The organism is Mesorhizobium sp. B1-1-8, assembly GCF_006442795.2.
Classification (GTDB): Bacteria; Pseudomonadota; Alphaproteobacteria; order Rhizobiales; family Rhizobiaceae; genus Mesorhizobium.
The window spans coordinates 4,551,384-4,567,589 of record NZ_CP083956.1 but is presented as its reverse complement, the minus strand read 5'-3'; the positions used below and the strand labels follow the sequence as shown (position 1 = coordinate 4,567,589).

Here is a 16,206-nt window from a genome sequence, read left to right as displayed (position 1 = left end):
CTTCGCTCGGCCACCTTCTCCCACAAGGGGAGAAGGGGAGCCACATCTGGCCCTACACGCCGCCCCCAAAACCCGCTACACACGCCCACATGAACCAGCATGCCAAGCTCCGCATCGGCCATTCGGCCTGCCCGCATGATTGCCCGTCGACCTGCGCGCTCGAGGTCGAGTTGCTCGACGCCAACCGTATCGGTCGCGTCCACGGCGCCAAGGCGAACAGTTACACGTCGGGCGTCGTCTGCGCCAAGGTCGCGCGCTATGCCGACCGGGTCCATCACCCCGACCGCCTGCTGAAGCCGCTGGTGCGCGGAGGCGCCAAGGGCGAGGGCGCCTGGAAGGAGGCGAGCTGGGAGGCGGCGCTCGACCTCGTCGCGGAAAAGTTCGACCGCGCCGAGGAGAAATACGGCTCGCAGACCGTCTGGCCCTACTACTACGCCGGCACGATGGGTCTGGTGCAGCGCGACGGCATCCACCGCCTGCGGCACGCCAAGAAATACTCCGGCTTCTTCGGTTCGATCTGCACCAATCTCGCCTGGACCGGCTGGATGATGGGGGCGGGCGCCTTGCGCGGTCCAGATCCGCGCGAGATGGCGAGATCCGATTGCGTGGTGATCTGGGGCACCAACGCCGTGGTCACTCAGGTCAATGTCATGACCCATGCGATGCGGGCGCGCAAGGAGCGCGGCGCGAAGATCGTCGTTATCGACATCTACGACAACGCCACCATGAAGCAGGCCGATCTCGGTCTTGTCTTGAGGCCCGGCACCGACGGCGCGCTCGCCTGCGCGGTCATGCATGTGCTGTTCAGGGACGACATGGCCGACCGCGCCTATCTCGAAACATACACCGACGATCCGCGCGGGCTGGAGGAGCATCTTCGGAGCAAAACACCGGAATGGGCGGCCGCCATCACCGGGCTCGGCATCGCCGAGATCGAGGCTTTCGCGCATCTGGTCGGCACGACGAAGAAGACCTACTTCCGCCTCGGCTACGGCTTTGCCCGCCAGCGCAACGGCTCGGTCAACATGCATGCCGCCTCATGCATCGCCGCCGTTACCGGTTGCTGGCAATATGAGGGCGGCGGCGCCTTCCACTCCAACTCCGGCATCTTCAAGCTCAACCAGGACGTGCTCGAAGGCACCGCTATGCGCGATCCGAGCATCCGCTATCTCGACCATTCGCGCATCGGCCCGGTGCTGACCGGCGCGGTGGACGCACTCTATGGCGGTCCGCCGGTGACGGCGATGCTGATCCAGAACACCAATCCGGCAAATGTCGCGCCCGAGCAGCGGCTGGTGAAGCCGGGATTCCTGCGCGACGACCTGTTCACCTGCGTGCACGAGCAGTTCATGACCGATACCGCAAAACTTGCCGATGTCGTGCTGCCGGCAACGATGTTTTTGGAGCATGACGACATCTACAAGGGCGGCGGCAACCAGCACATCACGCTTGGGCCGAAGCTGATCGAGCCGCCGGAAGGGCCGCGCACCAATCACTACGTCATTGAGGAACTCGGCAAGCGGCTCGGCGTCGCCGATCGGCCGGGCTTCGGCCTGACCGAGAAGGAACACATCGACATCATTCTGGGCAAGCGCGGACTGGGCAGCTTCGACAGCCTGAGGGAAGAAAAGTGGGTGGACCTGCAGCCCGATTTCGACGCCGCGCATTTCATCAGCGGCTTCGGCCATGCCGATGGGAAGTTTCACTTCCGCGCCAATTGGACCGGCCAGGCCGCACCCAACCGACCGCCGAAAAGCATGGGCCTTTTCGGACCGGTGGAGCGGTTGCCGGAATTCCCCGACCATGTCGAACTGATCGAGGTCGCGGATGACGAGCATCCGTTCCGGCTGACGACCTCACCGGCGCGCAATTTTTTGAACTCCACCTTTGCCGAGACGCCGGTGTCGAAGGCCAAGGAGGGCAGACCGGAGCTGTTGCTGCACCCGGATGATGCGGCGGCGCTCGGCATCGAGGATGGCGGCCGTGTCGAGGTCGGCAACCGGCGTGGCGACCTGGTGCTGCACGCCAGGCTTTTCGGCGGCGTCAAGCGCGGTGTCGTGGTGGCCGAAGGCATCTGGCCGAACAGCGCGCATGAGCGCGGCGAGGGTATCAACGTGCTGACCGGCTCGGATGCGCCGGCGCCCTATGGTGGCGCTGCCTTCCACGACAACAAGGTCTGGCTGCGCAGGGCTGCTGGCTAAGCGCTGGCCTCGTCATCTGGCCCAAGCGCCTGTCGTCGCAACCGCCAGTTCCGGCGTCTATAGGGGCATCCGTCTGCCGCGACATGGGAGGCTGTGGTGGCCAAGGTTTCGCTTCTGGGCATTCCGCATGACGAGAACTCGTCCTGGCTGCGCGGGCCGGCCGACGCGCCGCCGCTGATCCGGCGCGAACTCCGCAGCGACGCCCACAGTTCGTGGTCGGAAACCGGCTTCGACCTGTCGGATCGCTTCCTCGACCACGGCGATATAGACTTCAGCCAGCCGGGCGACCCATGGGAGCGGATCGAAAGCGAGGTCGGCCGCGCGCTGGATGCCGGCCATCCGCTGATCTCTCTCGGAGGCGATCATGCCATCGCATGGCCCATCCTGCGTGCGGTGCGCCGCCGCCATCCGAGCCTGACCATCCTGCAAATCGACGCGCATCCAGACCTCTATGACGCCTACCAGGACAACCAGCGCTCGCACACATCGTCCTTCGCGCGCATCATGGAGGAGCGCCTGGCCGATCGGCTCATCCAGGTCGGGCTGCGCACCCTCAATGACGACCTTCGCGACCAGGTCAGGCGCTTCGGCGTCGAGGTTGTTGAGGCACGTCATTTCAATGAGGGTTTGCGGCTCGATCTCAACACGCCGGTCTACATATCGATGGATCTCGACGCCCTCGATCCCGCCTTCGCGCCCGGCGTTTCACACCGCGAGCCGGGCGGGCTATCGACCCGGCAGGTAGTCGGCCTGATCCAGTCGATCGACCAGCCGATCGTGGCCGCCGATGTCGTCGAATACAATCCGCGCCAGGACATCTCCAACGTCACCGCGCTCGTCGCCGCCAAGCTGGTCAAGGAGATCGCCGGCATGATGCTGAGGACGAATACCGCCGGATAAAATCAGTTCGGCAAGGCGACGTTCCAGCCGCTTGTTCGGACTCGCCTTTTCCGGGGATCATTCATGCCGGCCTTTGATCCGCCTGATCGGTCCGCCAACATTGCCTTTTGGTAATCAAACCGAACCGTTCGGTTCAACTTATGTTGACTGATCGTGTCGTCTCGGTGAACGCCGGCTCGCCCAACCGGACCGCCGAGATGCACAGCAGTAGCGATAACATCTTGATATCTAATAAAAAAGAGTGTGATAGCGACGCTGTTCACGCGATTTCAAGATCGAACTGATGGGTTCGATTGGCACATTTTTGTGATTGGAAACGGCAACAGGCCAGACCCATTTCGGAGTGGTCCGGGCGACGCGATTCCTCCCAAGGCACGCCACTTGACGGACAGGATTAAATACGGAGTACCCAAGATGAACAAGATGGCTCTTGCCGCTGCTGCCTTCCTTATCGCAACGGGCAGCGCTTTCGCCGCCAGCGACCACTACGGTTCTGACAACGTCAACCAGCCGACTGTCACCCAGTCTTCGCGCAACGTCGACCACAGCATCACTGGCTCGATTCGCAAAATTGAGCAGCACGATCTCAAGATCACCGGCGACTCGAACCAGCCGCAGTCTGGCCAGGGCATCTGGGGCCGCTAGTCCGGCTCCTGTCCCGAACACAAAACCATCAATTCCAGATCAGGAGTATTGAGATGACCAAGATCGCCCTTACCGCCGCCGCTCTTCTCGTTGCCACCTGCGCCGCTTTCGCCGGCTCCGACAATTACGGCTCGGCCAACGCGAACCGGCCGGCCGCTTCGGCCGATACCTCGTTCACGGCTTCGATCAAGAAGTCGGATGCGAATGTCCAGAACCCGGTTGTCCAGGGCAGCGACCGCGACCTGTTCGGGAACCACTGACCGGCGCCATCTCCAAAAGACCTCAAAGCGGCGGGCTTGTCCCGCCGCTCTGTTTTTATAGAGCCGGCTGCCGGCCGGCGTGAATCACCCGGCCAGAAGTTCTCTCTCTATGTCTTTGTCAGAGTTGTATTTTTTCGGCGGGGGAGCCCGCCCGCGCTCCGCCAGAACCGTCCAAGAACAAATTTTGCCCGGGAATAAAGTCGGGCCGTTCCGGGTCTTGTCGGCAGCGGGGCCATCCTCCCAGGGCGCCGCGATCGACAGGACAAGGAATATTGAAATGACCAGGATCGCATTCGTCGCGGCCGCCATGCTCGTCGCTGCCATGAGCAGCGCCTCTGCCGGCAGCGATCATTTTGGCGCCGACGGCGCCAACCAGCCGACCGCTAGCGTCGACCAGGCCTCCACCGCTTCGATCCATGCGCAGGCAAGCGCGCAGCATCAGACGGTGGCGACGACCGGATCCAGCGAGACCGCCGCCGACATCATCGCCCGGCACAACAACGACAGCCTCTGGGGCCGCTGACGCTAAGCGACCTTTCTCGAAAAAATTCAACCCTCAGCACAGGACCTTCTGAAATGACCAGGATCGCTCTCACCACTGCCGCCATGTTTATCGCCATGGGTACTGCCTTCGCCGGCAGCGACCACTACGGCGCCGACAATGCCAACCAGCCGACCGCCGGCGCCGACCGCGGCGTCACTGCCTCGATCCGCAAGCACGAGATGGCCAAGCCTGCCGCCAATGTCGACACCGGCATGACGACGGGATCGGCGGCTCCGTCGCAGGGCTGGCCGGAGTCCGGCCAGGGCATCTGGGGCAATTGAACTTTCCGTAGATCACGAAGGCGGCGGGTAATCTCCGCCCTTAAGGGGGAGATGGCCGCGTCGCGGCCAGAGGGGGTCGGGCCGACCGGGCTCGACCTCTTGCTGCAATAGAGGTCGGCGCTTCACGCGCGGCGACCCCCTCTGTCGCCTTTGGCGACATCTCCCCCTCAAGGGGGGAGATTACGCAGCTAAATCCTTCGGCCTGATGCAATGCGTCAGCCGGGCGTCGCCGAAGTCGAGGTTCGCCCAATCCTGTTCCACGGTGAAACGGGCGAGTGCCGCCGTCGGGAACTTCGCTTCGATTTTCCGGAATACGTCCGCATCCGATCCGGCGCCGGCCAGCCGTAGCGCGAAATGCTGCAGACCGGGATTGTGGCCGATCACCAGCAGGCTGGTGGCATTTGCCTGCCGCACGCGCGCCAGGATGGCGGCGGCCGCCGCCTCGTAGAGCTGTTCGGCGAATTCCGCCGGCACATGCTTCGGCAGCTCCGCTGAGACCAGCCGCCAAGTGTCGCGCGTGCGCAGCGCCGGCGAGACCAGCGCCAGATCCGGCAGCCAGCCGCGCCGGGCAAGCTCGCGCCCCATCAGCGGCGCCGTCTTCAGCCCGCGACGGGCGAGAGGGCGGTCGAAATCATCGAGCTTGGGATCGTCCCGGCTCGACTTGGCGTGACGCAGCACAAGCAATTGTCTCATCGGCATTGTTCAGGACCAGGGTTGCTGCCCAAACACACATGGGCTCTCAGCTTGATCTCTTCGATGTTGAATTCCACGAACGGGCCGCTTTCCAGCCCTTCTATCCAAGATTTGCGTAGCCGCTCTGCTTCGGCTTGGCGAAGAGCCTGGTTCAGCGGTCCCGGGATAAGCGTCATGCTGTCATTTCCGCTGAGGTGTCTTCAAGGCGTGATCCGCGCCAACTGCTCGAGGTCGCGCTCTTCGCGCAGCGGGTCTGGCGCCATCACCACCGAGCTGGCGTTATCGGCGTCGTCGGCGAAATGGGCGAGCACGGTGTGACCCTTTTCCATGCGAGCCTTGCCTTCCGCGACCAACCCCAGCGCCAGCGGGTAGAGCCGGTGCTCGGCTTTCAGCACCCGTGCGGCGAGCGTATCCTCATTGTCGCCGACCATCACCGGCACGGCGGCCTGGGCGATGATCGGCCCGTCATCCATTTCGGGCGTGACGAAATGCACCGAGCAGCCGTGGATGCGAACGCCGGCGCGCAACGCCCGGGCATGCGTGTCCAGCCCCTTGAAGGCAGGCAGCAGGGCAGGATGGATGTTGAGCATGCGCCCCTGCCATTTCTCCACCAGGCCTCGGCCCAGGATGCGCAGATAGCCGGCGAGCGCCACGATCTCGGCGCCGAAGCCGGCGAGTGCGGCCTCGATCGCGCCGTCATGCGCGTCCTTGCCGGCGTGGTCGGAACGCTGGATGACCTTGGTGGCGATGCCATGCGCCTGGGCGATGCCGAGGCCGGCGGCGTTCGCGCGATCGGAGATGACACCGACGATCGCGGCAGGATAGGCCGGGTCGGCGGCGGCCGCGATCAGCGCGGTCATGTTGGAGCCGCGTCCCGAGATCAGGACGACGGTGCGTTTCTTGATCATAGGCCGATCGAACCCCGATAGATGACGCCGGCGTCGCGGCGCGGCACGATGCGGCCGACCGGCGTCGCCGTCTCGCCGGCCTCCTGCAGCACGGCCGCCACCTGCGCCGCCTGGCCGGAGGCGACCGCCAGGATCATGCCGATGCCGCAGTTGAAGGTGCGCATCATCTCGTCCGGCGCGACGCCGCCGGTCCTGGCCAGCCACGAGAAAACCGGCGGCACGTCGATCGCCTCGAGGTCGAGCTCGGCGGAGAAATCCTTCGGCAGCACACGCGGAATGTTTTCCGGAAAACCGCCGCCGGTAATGTGAGCGAGCGCCTTGATGCCATGCGTGTTGCGGATCGCTTTCAGGATCGATTTGACATAAATGCGCGTCGGCTCGAGCAGCGCCTCGGCAAGGCTCAACTCATCGTTGAATGGCGCCGGGTCGTTCCAGGCAAGGCCGCTCGTCGCAACGATGCGGCGCACCAGCGAAAAGCCGTTGGAATGCAGGCCCGAGGAGGCAAGGCCCAAAAGCACGTCGCCCTCGACGATATCGTCGGTGGGCAGCAACTGGCCGCGTTCGGCGGCGCCCACGGCAAAACCGGCGAGGTCGTAATCCTTGTCCTGGTACATGCCGGGCATTTCGGCCGTCTCGCCGCCGATCAGCGCGCAGCCGGCCTGCCGGCAGCCCTGCGCGATGCCGCCAACGATCGCCGCCCCCTGGTCGGGGTCGAGCTTGCCGGTAGCGAAATAGTCGAGGAAGAACAGCGGCTCGGCGCCCTGCACGACGATGTCGTTGACGCACATGGCGACAAGGTCGATGCCGATCGTGTCGTGTTTTCCCGCCTCGATGGCGATCTTCAGCTTGGTGCCGACGCCGTCATTGGCGGCGACCAGCACCGGGTCGGTGAAGCCGGCGGCCTTGAGATCGAACAGGCCGCCGAAGCCGCCGATCTCGCCGTCGGCGCCCGACCGGCGCGTAGCGCGCACCAGCGGCTTGATCTTCTCGACCATCAGGTTGCCGGCATCGATATCGACGCCCGCTTGCGCATAGGTGAGCCCGTTCTTGCGCTTGGCCGTATCGCCCTTGCTCATATCCGGCTCGTTCCTGTTTCCCTTGCGGGCTCTTCGCATGAATGATTTCGAGGAGCAAGGCGCGTGAGAGCCAATCTCCCCCCTTGAGGGGGAGATGTCGCCGAAGGCGACAGAGGGGGGCGCCTCGCGTGGAGCGCCAGCGGCTTGCGGCGGACGGCGTCGGCGATTTATGTGAGATGACCCCCTCTGGCCTGCCGGCCATCTCCCCCCTCGAGGGCCCTCAAGGGGGGAGATCGGCAGCTCCTCCCTTGCGCGCCCCTCCCATCTCCGTCATCTATTTCCCAACAAAGGCCACGACGGGATATCACGTGACCATCCCCAACATGATCACCATCATGCGGCTGCTGCTGGTGCCCGCCGTGGTGCTGGCGATGCTCGACACGCGGTGGGACTGGGCCTTTGCCGGCTTCGTCATCGCCGGCGTTTCCGACGGCGTCGACGGCTTCATCGCCCGCCGCTGGAACCAGTCCTCGCGCCTCGGCGCCTATCTCGACCCGATCGCCGACAAGCTTTTGCTGGTTTCGGTGTTCGTAGTGCTCGGATTCGCCCGCGAGCTGCCGCTGTGGCTGGTGGTGACCATGGTCTCGCGTGACGCGCTGATCGTCTGCGCCGTGCTTTTGTCCAGCGTCATGGCGCATCCGGTCGAAATGAAGCCGCTCTTTGTGTCGAAGGCCAACACTGCCGTGCAGATCGTGCTGGCGGCGCTCGTGCTGGGCGAACTTGCCTTCGCCGTCCATCTCGGTCAGGCCAGGCCGGCGCTCATATTGCTGTCCGGGGCCTTGACCGTGGCTTCGGCCGCAGCCTATCTCGTGACCTGGCTGAGGCATATGAGCGGCAATGGCGAAGGCTCCACGACGGGCACCTGACGACAAGGCACCTGACGACGCGGCCATTGTTGCGGCGGCCGAAATCGCGGTCGCGCAGACCGCGGCCTCCGCCGCGTTCCGCCGCCAGATATTCTTCTGGCTGGGCACGGCCGTCCTGCTGGCGCTGTTCCTCTACCTCTTCTCCGGCATCCTTCTGCCTTTCGTCGCCGGCATGGTGCTGGCCTATTTCCTCGATCCGGTCGCCGATCGGCTGCAGCGGCTCGGCCTCTCCAGGCTGATGGCCACGGTGGTCATCCTGATTGCCTTCATCGTGGTGGTGGTGCTGGCCTTCGTCATCCTGGTGCCGGTGCTGGCGACGCAGATGGCCGATTTCGCCCGCAAGCTGCCCGAATACCTGACCCGCCTGCAGTCGCTGCTCACCAGCTTCGACCCGAAATGGCTGGAGCAGCGCTTCGGCGTCAACGCCGGCAGCCTGCGCGAGGGGCTGAATTCATTGCTCACCACCGGCTTTGGCCTGTTGACCACCGTCTTCACCTCGATCTGGAGCTCGGGCGTGGCGCTGGTCTCGGTGGTTAGCCTCTTCGTCGTCACCCCGGTCGTTGCCTTCTACATGCTGCTCGACTGGGATCGCATGGTGGCCATCGTCGACAGCTGGGTGCCGCGCGACTATGTCGAGACGGTGCGCGCGCTCGCCCGCGACATCAACACTGCCACCGCCGGCTTCGTGCGCGGCCAAGGCACGCTGTGCCTGGTGCTTGGCGTCATGTACGCCACCGGTCTTTCCTTCACAGGATTGAATTTCGCCATCCTCATCGGCTTCTTCGCCGGGCTGATCTCCTTCATCCCCTATGTCGGCTCGCTGACCGGGCTGGTGCTCGCCATCGGCGTCGCCTTCGTCCAGTTCTGGCCGGACTGGACCATGGTCGTGGCGGTGGCCTGCGTGTTCTTCGTCGGCCAGTTCATCGAGGGCAACATCCTGCAGCCGAGGCTGGTCGGCAAAAGCGTCGGCCTGCATCCGGTGTGGCTGATGTTCTCATTGTTTGCCTTCGGCGCGCTTTTCGGCTTTGTCGGACTGCTGATCGCGGTACCGGCCTCCGCCGCGATCGCCGTGCTGGTACGCTTTGCCATTGCCCGCTACCTCGAATCGCCGCTCTACAAGGGCCACGCCACCGAGCCAGTGCGCCCGCTGCCCGCGAACCGCGGCGGTGGTCACAGCACGCGTGGCTGAGATGGCCGCCCAGCAAACCGATCCGCCGCGCCAGCTGCCGCTCGATCTCGGTCACGGCACAGGCTATTCGCGCGACGAGCTCGTCGTCTCCGGCGCCAACGCCCAGGCCGCGGCACTGGTCGATCGCTGGCCGGACTGGCCCTCGCCCGTGGTCGTGCTGGCCGGCCCGGCAGGGTCGGGCAAGACGCATCTCGGCCGGATCTGGCTGGCGAAGGCACATGCGGTCGCCATCGATGCCGGCAGCATCGGCGCCCACATCGCCGGCCTCGGCGCCAGCCCGGCGCTCATCGACGACATCGACAAGGAGCCGATCGACGAAGCGGGCCTGTTCCACCTGATCAACGCTGTTCGCGCCGTCGGCTCGACGCTTCTGTTGACGGCACGGCGCTTTCCCGCCGCCTGGCGGGTGGCGCTCCCCGATCTCATCTCGCGGCTGAAGGCGGCGGCGACGGTCGAGATCCATGAGCCGGACGACCTGCTTCTGGCCGGCGTCATCACGAAACTCTTCGCCGACCGCCAGGTCGAGGTCGAGCCGCATGTCGTTCAATATCTGGTCAGGCGCATCGAGCGCTCGCTGGCCACCGCCATGCGTGTTGTCGCACGACTCGATAGGGCAGCGCTGGAGCGCAAGACCCCAATCACCCGCGCGCTCGCCGCCGAAACCGTCAGCGCTATGGACGAAGGGCAGGGCGAGTTCGATATCTAACGCGTGCGTCGTAGCCTTGAGGCCGCTCGGGGTGTTATCGCTGAGAACGCGCGGAAGGAACATGCCGGCCATCGCCGTTCGAAGTTTATTGGAAGAAACGCAGCGCGCTTTGCGCGTGCGAGCCGCCGCGCACAATCGCAGCATGGAAGCAGAAATCCGTGCCATTCTTGAAGATGCTGTTCGGTCGGAGCAATGCGCGAAGCTTGGCTCGTTGCTGTGCGCCATCGCAAGCCGCGCCGGCGTGACAGATCAAGACGTCCAGGTACTGGAACAGATACTGGCCTCGAACGTCCGAAAGCGGTGAAAGCTACGCTTTAGCCGGGCACTGTCCCATTTCGGGACCATCCCACTGGCATCCGCCTTGCATATCCCGGTATGCCGGTTGATCCCGGCCCCGGTCGCGTTCCAGATCGGGTTGTAGGCTCGCCGGGCTTTGAGAGTGTTGGGGTTCTCGCCCGGCGAGTTTACCGTTCTTTCCGGACCGTATTGAAATGACAATTGGCGCCCAATTTCGGCGACCGTTTCGCCTATGGATGGCAAAGGACCATGGCTGCCGGCTGCTTCATGCCGTCGACGATTTTCCGAGGATCGACATCGAAAGTGCGCTCTGAGATATACCGCGCTTGCCTGGGCGCGGCCTGTGGTCATGCAGGATGAACGGCCTTTGGCGGCTTGCTTGCCAAACCAGTTACTTTTTCAGCGATCTCGTCCAAGGTCGCCATCAATCTGGTGATCTGCGGCAGGGTGGTGATCAACTCCGGACCGTACCGCGTCACCAGATACTCCCGGCTACCTGTCAATCCAGCCAAGTGCTCCGCAGTGCGCCTCCGCAAGACCAAACCCGAGGCGGTTGCCTTTGCAGCGCGTGCCGCAAAGTCATGCTGCAGACTTCGAATAGACTTGGCATCGGCGCCGACGAGCAACAGGTGTGCGTTGAGGTAAAGCTCAATGGCATGAAGGGCATTGAAGCGGCACGGCACCAGTGAAAGTGGCTTGCCCTTGCGCCCACTGTCCTTCAGGCGGTCGGCAGCACTTCTGAACTCGCTTGCGAGCCGAAGTATCTCAACCGCTGTTGCCCCTTCGCCAGGGTAGGACGTGTTCATTCTGTTGGCGCAGCCCCACGCCATGACCAATGCTTCAAGATGACTTGCCTTCTGGGCCAACGTCAAGGGCGTGCAGCGCCGTTGCTCGCCGCTATCGATATCGCGAGGAAATCCGCCCAGCTTGCAGGTGATCGAGTGAGCGACCCGAGACATAGGTGACGATTTGTACCGGACACATGGGTAACACTTTTGGCTTTTGGCCGGAGGTGTTGATGCCGTGGAGAGAGTGTTCGGTGATGGAGGAACGTCTACGTTTTGTCGCCCGCCTTCTGGATGGCGAAGGCATGAGCGAAGTGTGTCGGGAGTTCGGGATTTCCCGCAAGACCGGCTACAAGATCTTCGGCCGCTATAGGGAGGAAGGGCTCGAAGCCCTATGCGACCGCTCGCGCCGGCCGGTCCGCTACGCCAACCAGCTGCCCGACCCGGTCGAGCGGCTGATCGTCGAGGCCCAAGCGCGACAAGCCGCATTGGGGCGCCCGCAAGATCAGAGAGCTCCTGGTGCGCAAGCTGGCCGGGGACGTGCGTATTCCCGCCAAGAGCACGGTGCACGCGGTGCTCGACCGTCACGGCCTTGTGAGCCAGGCCCGCAAGAGGAACCGGGCGAACAAGGCCGAGGGCACGCCGCTCTCGCAGGCTGTCCAGCCCAATGACCTGTGGTGCGCCGACTTCAAGGGCGAGTTCAAGCTCGGCGACGGCCGCTACTGTTACCCCCTGACGGTCACCGATCAGGCCTCGCGCTACCTGCTTCTCGCCGAAGCGCTTGAAGCGACAAAGGAAGCTCCGGTCATCGAGGCCTTCGTCCGGCTCTTCAAGGAACGCGGCCTGCCGCATGCCATCCGCTCCGACAACGGCGTCCCCTTCGCTCCCCCAACGGCCTCTACAACCTCTCGAGGCTCTCCGTCTGGTGGCTGCGGCTGGGGATCGCGATCGAGCGCATCAGGCCCGGTCATCCGCAGCAGAACGGCCGCCACGAGCGCATGCACCGCACCTTGAAGCAGGAGACCACGCGGCCGCCGGGCATGAATGCCCTCCAGCAGCAGGCCAGGTTCGACGCTTTCATCAGCGAATTCAATGAGGAACGGCCCCACGAAGCCATCGCCATGAAGGTGCCGGCCGAACTCTATAGCCCCTCGTCACGGCCCTATGATGGCCTGCCGGAGCTGACCTATCCCTTCCATGACAAGGACACCATGGTCACCGCCTGCGGCCGCATCTGCATGATGAGGAAGAAGATCAACGTCTCGACCGTGCTCGCCGGTCAGAGGCTCGGAATCAAGGAAGTCGACGACGGCATTTGGCTCGTCAGCTTCATGCATTATGATCTGGGATATGTCGACCTGGAGCAGAGGACCTTGCAGACCATCGACAATCCGTTCGGCACGAGATTGTCACCCATGTCTTAGGTACGAACTGTTACCTATGTCTCCGGGCCGTACAGAGAAAGATTGGTCGGAGTGGAGAGATTCGAACTCCCGACCCTCTGGTCCCAAACCAGATGCGCTACCAGGCTGCGCTACACTCCGACGCCTCGCGGCGTATAGGGTTCCGAGTGGCGAAAGGCAACCCGTGAAACGAGAAAATCGGCGTGCCGACGATTCAAAGACTAGGAAAAGTGTGAAGCGGTTTTCCGTTCGGAATTGCGTCAAAACAAAGAGATAGAGCGGTTCAGCGTTTCCGTGAAACGATGAAACGGTCTAGGCGGCTCTACCGCTTCTGCCTGGCAATTTTGCTGGCGATCGCGGCAGCCTGGATGCGGGCATTGGCGAAGCAGCCGCGGATGCTCGGCCGCATGCCGGTGAACCAGAGGCCGGGCAGCTTCGGGTCGCCGGCGGCGCCGTTGAACAGCGGCACGCCCCTGGCGTCGAGCACGCCGAGCTTGCCCAGCATCGTCTCCAGCCCGGTGCGGTAGCCGGTCGCGGCGATCACGATGTCGGGCGAAATCGCTTGGCCGTTGTCCAGGATGACGCCGTCAGGGCTGAATTCCCGGACTTGCGGCACGACGACGATGCGGCCTGCCTTGATCGCGTCGACCGCGCCGTCGTCTGCGGCGATCGCGGTGTAGTCCGAGCCGAGGCGGCTGGCGCCGCCCGACGGGGGCGCGGGCAGGCCGTACTTCCTGAGATCGCCGAAGACCAGGCGCTGCGTTGCCGCCATCGCCCAATCGGCCAGTCGGACCGGCAGGCTCGCCATCAGCGGCGACAAACGGTGCACCGCGATCTTGCCTATGCGCTTGGGCAGCAGCGAGGGGCCGTTGCGCGCCGAAAGCCAGATCTGCCCGGTCTCGGCCCGGGAAAGATGATTGAGCGCGTCGAAGCCGGAATTTCCGGCGCCGACCACCAGCACCTTTTTCCCGACATAGTCGTTCGCCCGGCCGAAATCGGCCGAATGGATGATCCGGCCTGAAAAATCCTTCATGCCGTTCCATGCCGGAATGAAAGGCTGGCGGTCGCGGCCGGTGGCAATCACCACATGGCGCGCGGCGCGCGGCCCGGCGCTTGTCCGCACCAGCCAGTGGTCGCCGCGAAACTCGACGTCCTCAACGGCGGCGCCAAAGGTGATCGGCAATCGGTGCGTCTCGGCGAAGTCGTTGAAGAGGCGGATGACGGCGGTTCGGTGTGGAAAAGCGGGCGTGCCGGCTGGAAAGGAAACGCCCGGCAGCGACGACAGTTCGCGATGCGTGTTGAGATGCAAATTGTCGTGGCGGCGGTGCCAGGGTTCGGCCAGCCGCTGTTCCCGCTCCAGGACCTCGGTGGCGATGCCGGCCTTGATCAGCGCATGCGCGGCGCTGAGCCCGGCGGCGCCAGCGCCAATCACGATCGCGCCGTCGAGAACCGCCGGCTCGCCGGTCCAGCCCGGCGCGATTTCCGCTTCCATGCCCATTTTTGTCTTTGTCGCCGTCATGGCCTCAGATGTCGCGGCCCAATGTCATGGCCCCCACACATGTCATGGCCCCAGATGTCACGACACTGTATCCGACATATGCCGCTCGCAAGGCATTGGGAAGACGCAGAGGTTGCAAAGGCCCCGGCATTGTGTCGCGGTCAGGGAAAGCCGGTGTTGTCAGCCGTTCGCCGGATCGGCGTGACGATGCACCAGCTTGAAGCCGCCGTCCTCCAGCCGGAACACCTCCGTCACCCGCAAGGTCATCTCGGCTGGCTGGCCGTTCCTGCCCATGCGCGCCTTGGCATGCTGCAGCCCGGTCCAGAACGCCAGTTCGCCGCTTGCCGAGGCCTGCAGCACTTCCAGATCGGTGCTGCCGCCTTCATGGAAGCTGGCGGCGTCGCGCTCGTAGCGGCCGGCAACCACCTCGGCGCCTTCCAGGTGATCGCCGCGCGGCGAGAAGAAAGTCGCCGGGTCCGCATGCGTGACGATCGCCTTCAGCGACGTCGCATCGCCATTGACATAATCTTCGGCGATCTTCTCGCGCTGCTTCATGAAGGCGTCGAAGGAGGAGCCGCCCGGCCGCACGGTTCGGATCCATATCTCCAGCGCGCCCATGAAATTTTCCAGGAAGGCGGCGGTGTCGCTGTTCTTCACCGCGCCATTGTCGTCGAGCAGGTCGGCGACATTGCCGATATAGGCCTCCGGCTGCTGCATCACCGGCATATCGAGGAAGACGAAAGTCTGCCTGAGCGCCTGGTTGGACCCTAAGGCGCCGATCTTGCTCGGGCTGACGCTGACGACGCCGGCGGGCAGGCCTTTGAAGACGTTCTTGCCATAAGGACGCGAGCCGACATCGAGCGCGTTCTTCAGGCCGCCTGGGATCGAGCGGTTGTATTCCGGCGTCACGAACAGCACCGCGTCGCACTCCCTGATTGCGGCGCGGAACGCCGACCAGGCGGCGGGTGGCGTATCGCCGTCCAGATCTTCGTTATAAAGGGGCAAATCGCCGATCTCGATGAAGCGGCAACGCAGCGAATCCGGCGCGCGGGCGGCCAGCGCCTTGGCGATCTTGCGGCTGAAGGATTGGGCGCGCAGGCTGCCGACAAGGACGGCGAGCTGGAAGATGGGGTTTTCGGCTGTCTTGGTCATGGCGGACTGTCCAGGCTTGGTGACGATGGATGGCGACGCTTCACCGGGAAGCGTGCTCGGCCGCCTTGCAAGCCGTAAGCAAAGACGAAAGCGGCCGGCTGATCGCCTGACTTCCAGTTAATGTCCGGGCCGATGCGAGGTTCCGCTCGTCCGGTCCGCCCGTCCGCTTGCTTGGCCGCTTGCGGTCTTGCCGCCGGCGCGGTTGCACAGTATTGACGAGTTGGCGCGAGCCTCCGCAGCCCGCAAGCGGGTTTTGGAGGGCAGGCGCCGGTGAAGGGGTGCCCGCCGGCTTCGGCCGCGGGGCAGCAACGAGGTGGTCATGTCCGCGCGTATTTTCAGCCCAGCCAAAACCGCGATGCAGTCCGGCAAGGCCAAGACCGGCCATTGGGTGCTGGAGTTCGATCCCGCCCAGCGCAAGAAGATCGACCCGTTGATGGGCTACACCACCTCGGGCGACATGCTGAGCCAGATCAGGCTGACCTTCGACACCAGGGAAGAGGCGGTCGCCTATGCCGAGAAGCAGGGTATCGCCTTCCGCGTCGAGGAGCCCAAGGAAACCAAGCGCCGGCAGATTTCCTATTCGGACAATTTCCGCTATGACCGCCGGACGCCCTGGACGCATTGACCGACGCGCCCGGGCGCTACTTGGCGGACATCACATCAGCCGGCATGGCCGGCCAGCGGTCCCGTAGCTCAGCTGGATAGAGCACCGGCCTTCTAAGCCGATGGTCGCAGGTTCGAATCCTGCCGGGATCGCCAAGTTCCATTTGTACGGCCCGGAGACATAGGTAACAGTTCGTAC

18 protein-coding genes, 2 tRNA genes and 2 pseudogenes are annotated in these 16,206 nt (G+C 64.2%); 13 read left to right on the top strand and 9 right to left on the bottom strand.

Annotated features, from left to right (window positions below; all coding sequences use genetic code 11):
* Nucleotides 1-89: 89 nt before the first annotated feature.
* From FJ974_RS22490 to FJ974_RS22465, 6 genes are all read left to right on the top strand, one after another.
* Entirely contained in the window at nt 90-2,201 is a 2,112-nt protein-coding gene (locus tag FJ974_RS22490; RefSeq protein WP_140534019.1) for a molybdopterin-dependent oxidoreductase, read from the top strand.
* A 96-nt stretch (nt 2,202-2,297) separates the two neighbouring features.
* On the top strand, nt 2,298-3,101 hold the full coding sequence (locus tag FJ974_RS22485) for an agmatinase family protein (protein ID WP_140534018.1): 804 nt from the start codon (nt 2,298-2,300) through the stop codon (nt 3,099-3,101).
* 414 nt (nt 3,102-3,515) lie between these two features.
* Entirely contained in the window at nt 3,516-3,746 is a 231-nt protein-coding gene (locus FJ974_RS22480; RefSeq protein WP_140534016.1) for a DUF680 domain-containing protein, read from the top strand.
* Between the two features lie 53 nt (nt 3,747-3,799).
* Nucleotides 3,800-4,006 (top strand): DUF680 domain-containing protein, encoded by a 207-nt coding sequence (locus tag FJ974_RS22475; protein ID WP_140534015.1) that lies wholly within the window; start codon nt 3,800-3,802, stop codon nt 4,004-4,006.
* Between the two features lie 277 nt (nt 4,007-4,283).
* Nucleotides 4,284-4,529 (top strand): DUF680 domain-containing protein, encoded by a 246-nt coding sequence (locus tag FJ974_RS22470; RefSeq protein ID WP_140534013.1) that lies wholly within the window; start codon nt 4,284-4,286, stop codon nt 4,527-4,529.
* A gap of 53 nt (nt 4,530-4,582) precedes the next feature.
* A complete protein-coding gene (locus FJ974_RS22465; RefSeq protein WP_140534011.1) occupies nt 4,583-4,831 on the top strand; it encodes a DUF680 domain-containing protein in 249 nt (82 codons plus the stop codon).
* A 180-nt stretch (nt 4,832-5,011) separates the two neighbouring features.
* Here FJ974_RS22465 and FJ974_RS22460 read toward each other — a convergent pair whose 3' ends face one another.
* From FJ974_RS22460 to purM, 4 genes are read right to left on the bottom strand one after another with little or no spacing between them, the layout of a single operon-like run.
* On the bottom strand, nt 5,012-5,524 hold the full coding sequence (locus FJ974_RS22460; RefSeq protein ID WP_140534010.1) for a SixA phosphatase family protein: 513 nt from the start codon (nt 5,522-5,524) through the stop codon (nt 5,012-5,014).
* The gene (locus tag FJ974_RS22455) at nt 5,521-5,700 is read right to left on the bottom strand and encodes a hypothetical protein (RefSeq protein ID WP_140534008.1); all 180 of its coding nucleotides are present in this window, start codon (nt 5,698-5,700) and stop codon (nt 5,521-5,523) included. Before FJ974_RS22455 ends, FJ974_RS22460 begins: the two co-directional genes overlap by 4 nt.
* A 24-nt stretch (nt 5,701-5,724) precedes the next feature.
* Complete coding sequence (gene purN, locus FJ974_RS22450; RefSeq protein ID WP_140534007.1) at nt 5,725-6,432, bottom strand: phosphoribosylglycinamide formyltransferase; 708 nt, start codon at nt 6,430-6,432, stop codon at nt 5,725-5,727.
* The gene (gene purM, locus FJ974_RS22445) at nt 6,429-7,508 is read right to left on the bottom strand and encodes a phosphoribosylformylglycinamidine cyclo-ligase (protein WP_140534006.1); all 1,080 of its coding nucleotides are present in this window, start codon (nt 7,506-7,508) and stop codon (nt 6,429-6,431) included. The genes purN and purM overlap by 4 nt, the downstream gene beginning before the upstream one ends.
* Nucleotides 7,509-7,816: 308 nt before the next feature.
* On the opposite strand from purM, the gene FJ974_RS22440 reads away from it, so the two are divergent.
* The 4 genes from FJ974_RS22440 (at nt 7,817) to FJ974_RS22425 (ending at nt 10,573) form a co-directional block, all read left to right on the top strand.
* Nucleotides 7,817-8,374: a CDP-alcohol phosphatidyltransferase family protein gene (locus FJ974_RS22440; RefSeq protein WP_140534005.1), complete on the top strand. Its 558-nt coding sequence runs from the start codon at nt 7,817-7,819 to the stop codon at nt 8,372-8,374.
* On the top strand, nt 8,346-9,563 hold the full coding sequence (locus tag FJ974_RS22435; protein WP_140534004.1) for an AI-2E family transporter: 1,218 nt from the start codon (nt 8,346-8,348) through the stop codon (nt 9,561-9,563). The genes FJ974_RS22440 and FJ974_RS22435 overlap by 29 nt, the downstream gene beginning before the upstream one ends.
* Nucleotide 9,564: 1 nt before the next feature.
* Entirely contained in the window at nt 9,565-10,269 is a 705-nt protein-coding gene (hdaA, locus tag FJ974_RS22430) for a DnaA regulatory inactivator HdaA (RefSeq protein WP_140534003.1), read from the top strand.
* A 61-nt stretch (nt 10,270-10,330) separates the two neighbouring features.
* Entirely contained in the window at nt 10,331-10,573 is a 243-nt protein-coding gene (locus tag FJ974_RS22425; RefSeq protein WP_140534002.1) for a FitA-like ribbon-helix-helix domain-containing protein, read from the top strand.
* A gap of 340 nt (nt 10,574-10,913) precedes the next feature.
* Here the strand turns inward: FJ974_RS22425 and FJ974_RS22420 are convergent, their stop codons facing one another.
* A complete protein-coding gene (locus tag FJ974_RS22420; RefSeq protein WP_140534001.1) occupies nt 10,914-11,372 on the bottom strand; it encodes a hypothetical protein in 459 nt (152 codons plus the stop codon).
* Nucleotides 11,373-11,584: 212 nt separating this feature from the next.
* Between FJ974_RS22420 and FJ974_RS22415 the strand changes: the two are divergent.
* Nucleotides 11,585-12,775 (top strand): annotated as a pseudogene (locus FJ974_RS22415) (IS481 family transposase).
* Nucleotides 12,776-12,818: 43 nt separating this feature from the next.
* On the opposite strand, the gene FJ974_RS22410 reads toward FJ974_RS22415, so the two are convergent.
* The 4 genes and pseudogenes from FJ974_RS22410 to FJ974_RS30440 all read right to left on the bottom strand — a co-directional run.
* Nucleotides 12,819-12,895: transfer RNA gene (locus FJ974_RS22410), tRNA-Pro, on the bottom strand.
* A 181-nt stretch (nt 12,896-13,076) separates the two neighbouring features.
* Nucleotides 13,077-14,273, bottom strand: a complete 1,197-nt coding sequence (locus tag FJ974_RS22405) for a flavin-containing monooxygenase (protein WP_140539323.1) — start codon at nt 14,271-14,273, stop codon at nt 13,077-13,079.
* A gap of 159 nt (nt 14,274-14,432) precedes the next feature.
* Nucleotides 14,433-14,807: a YybH family protein gene (locus tag FJ974_RS30445; protein WP_413468364.1), complete on the bottom strand. Its 375-nt coding sequence runs from the start codon at nt 14,805-14,807 to the stop codon at nt 14,433-14,435.
* A gap of 27 nt (nt 14,808-14,834) precedes the next feature.
* Nucleotides 14,835-15,404 (bottom strand): annotated as a pseudogene (locus tag FJ974_RS30440) (NADPH-dependent FMN reductase); the annotation flags it as partial.
* A gap of 319 nt (nt 15,405-15,723) precedes the next feature.
* On the opposite strand from FJ974_RS30440, the gene FJ974_RS22395 reads away from it, so the two are divergent.
* Together FJ974_RS22395 and FJ974_RS22390 are read left to right on the top strand one after the other, a co-directional pair.
* Complete coding sequence (locus tag FJ974_RS22395) at nt 15,724-16,029, top strand: ETC complex I subunit (protein WP_140539322.1); 306 nt, start codon at nt 15,724-15,726, stop codon at nt 16,027-16,029.
* Nucleotides 16,030-16,086: 57 nt separating this feature from the next.
* Nucleotides 16,087-16,163 (top strand) — tRNA-Arg (locus tag FJ974_RS22390).
* Nucleotides 16,164-16,206: the final 43 nt, after the last annotated feature.

Coding starts and splice junctions, on each gene's coding strand:
- FJ974_RS22490 (WP_140534019.1), top strand. CDS start 90: ATGAACCAGCATGCCAAGCTCCGCATCGGCCATTCGGCCTGCCCGCAT.
- FJ974_RS22480 (WP_140534016.1), top strand. CDS start 3,516: ATGAACAAGATGGCTCTTGCCGCTGCTGCCTTCCTTATCGCAACGGGC.
- FJ974_RS22475 (WP_140534015.1), top strand. CDS start 3,800: ATGACCAAGATCGCCCTTACCGCCGCCGCTCTTCTCGTTGCCACCTGC.
- FJ974_RS22470 (WP_140534013.1), top strand. CDS start 4,284: ATGACCAGGATCGCATTCGTCGCGGCCGCCATGCTCGTCGCTGCCATG.
- FJ974_RS22465 (WP_140534011.1), top strand. CDS start 4,583: ATGACCAGGATCGCTCTCACCACTGCCGCCATGTTTATCGCCATGGGT.
- FJ974_RS22460 (WP_140534010.1), bottom strand. CDS start 5,524: ATGAGACAATTGCTTGTGCTGCGTCACGCCAAGTCGAGCCGGGACGAT.
- FJ974_RS22455 (WP_140534008.1), bottom strand. CDS start 5,700: ATGACGCTTATCCCGGGACCGCTGAACCAGGCTCTTCGCCAAGCCGAA.
- purN (WP_140534007.1), bottom strand. CDS start 6,432: ATGATCAAGAAACGCACCGTCGTCCTGATCTCGGGACGCGGCTCCAAC.
- purM (WP_140534006.1), bottom strand. CDS start 7,508: ATGAGCAAGGGCGATACGGCCAAGCGCAAGAACGGGCTCACCTATGCG.
- FJ974_RS22435 (WP_140534004.1), top strand. CDS start 8,346: ATGGCGAAGGCTCCACGACGGGCACCTGACGACAAGGCACCTGACGAC.
- hdaA (WP_140534003.1), top strand. CDS start 9,565: ATGGCCGCCCAGCAAACCGATCCGCCGCGCCAGCTGCCGCTCGATCTC.
- FJ974_RS22425 (WP_140534002.1), top strand. CDS start 10,331: ATGCCGGCCATCGCCGTTCGAAGTTTATTGGAAGAAACGCAGCGCGCT.
- FJ974_RS22420 (WP_140534001.1), bottom strand. CDS start 11,372: ATGAACACGTCCTACCCTGGCGAAGGGGCAACAGCGGTTGAGATACTT.
- FJ974_RS22405 (WP_140539323.1), bottom strand. CDS start 14,273: ATGACGGCGACAAAGACAAAAATGGGCATGGAAGCGGAAATCGCGCCG.
- FJ974_RS30445 (WP_413468364.1), bottom strand. CDS start 14,807: ATGAAGCAGCGCGAGAAGATCGCCGAAGATTATGTCAATGGCGATGCG.
- FJ974_RS22395 (WP_140539322.1), top strand. CDS start 15,724: ATGTCCGCGCGTATTTTCAGCCCAGCCAAAACCGCGATGCAGTCCGGC.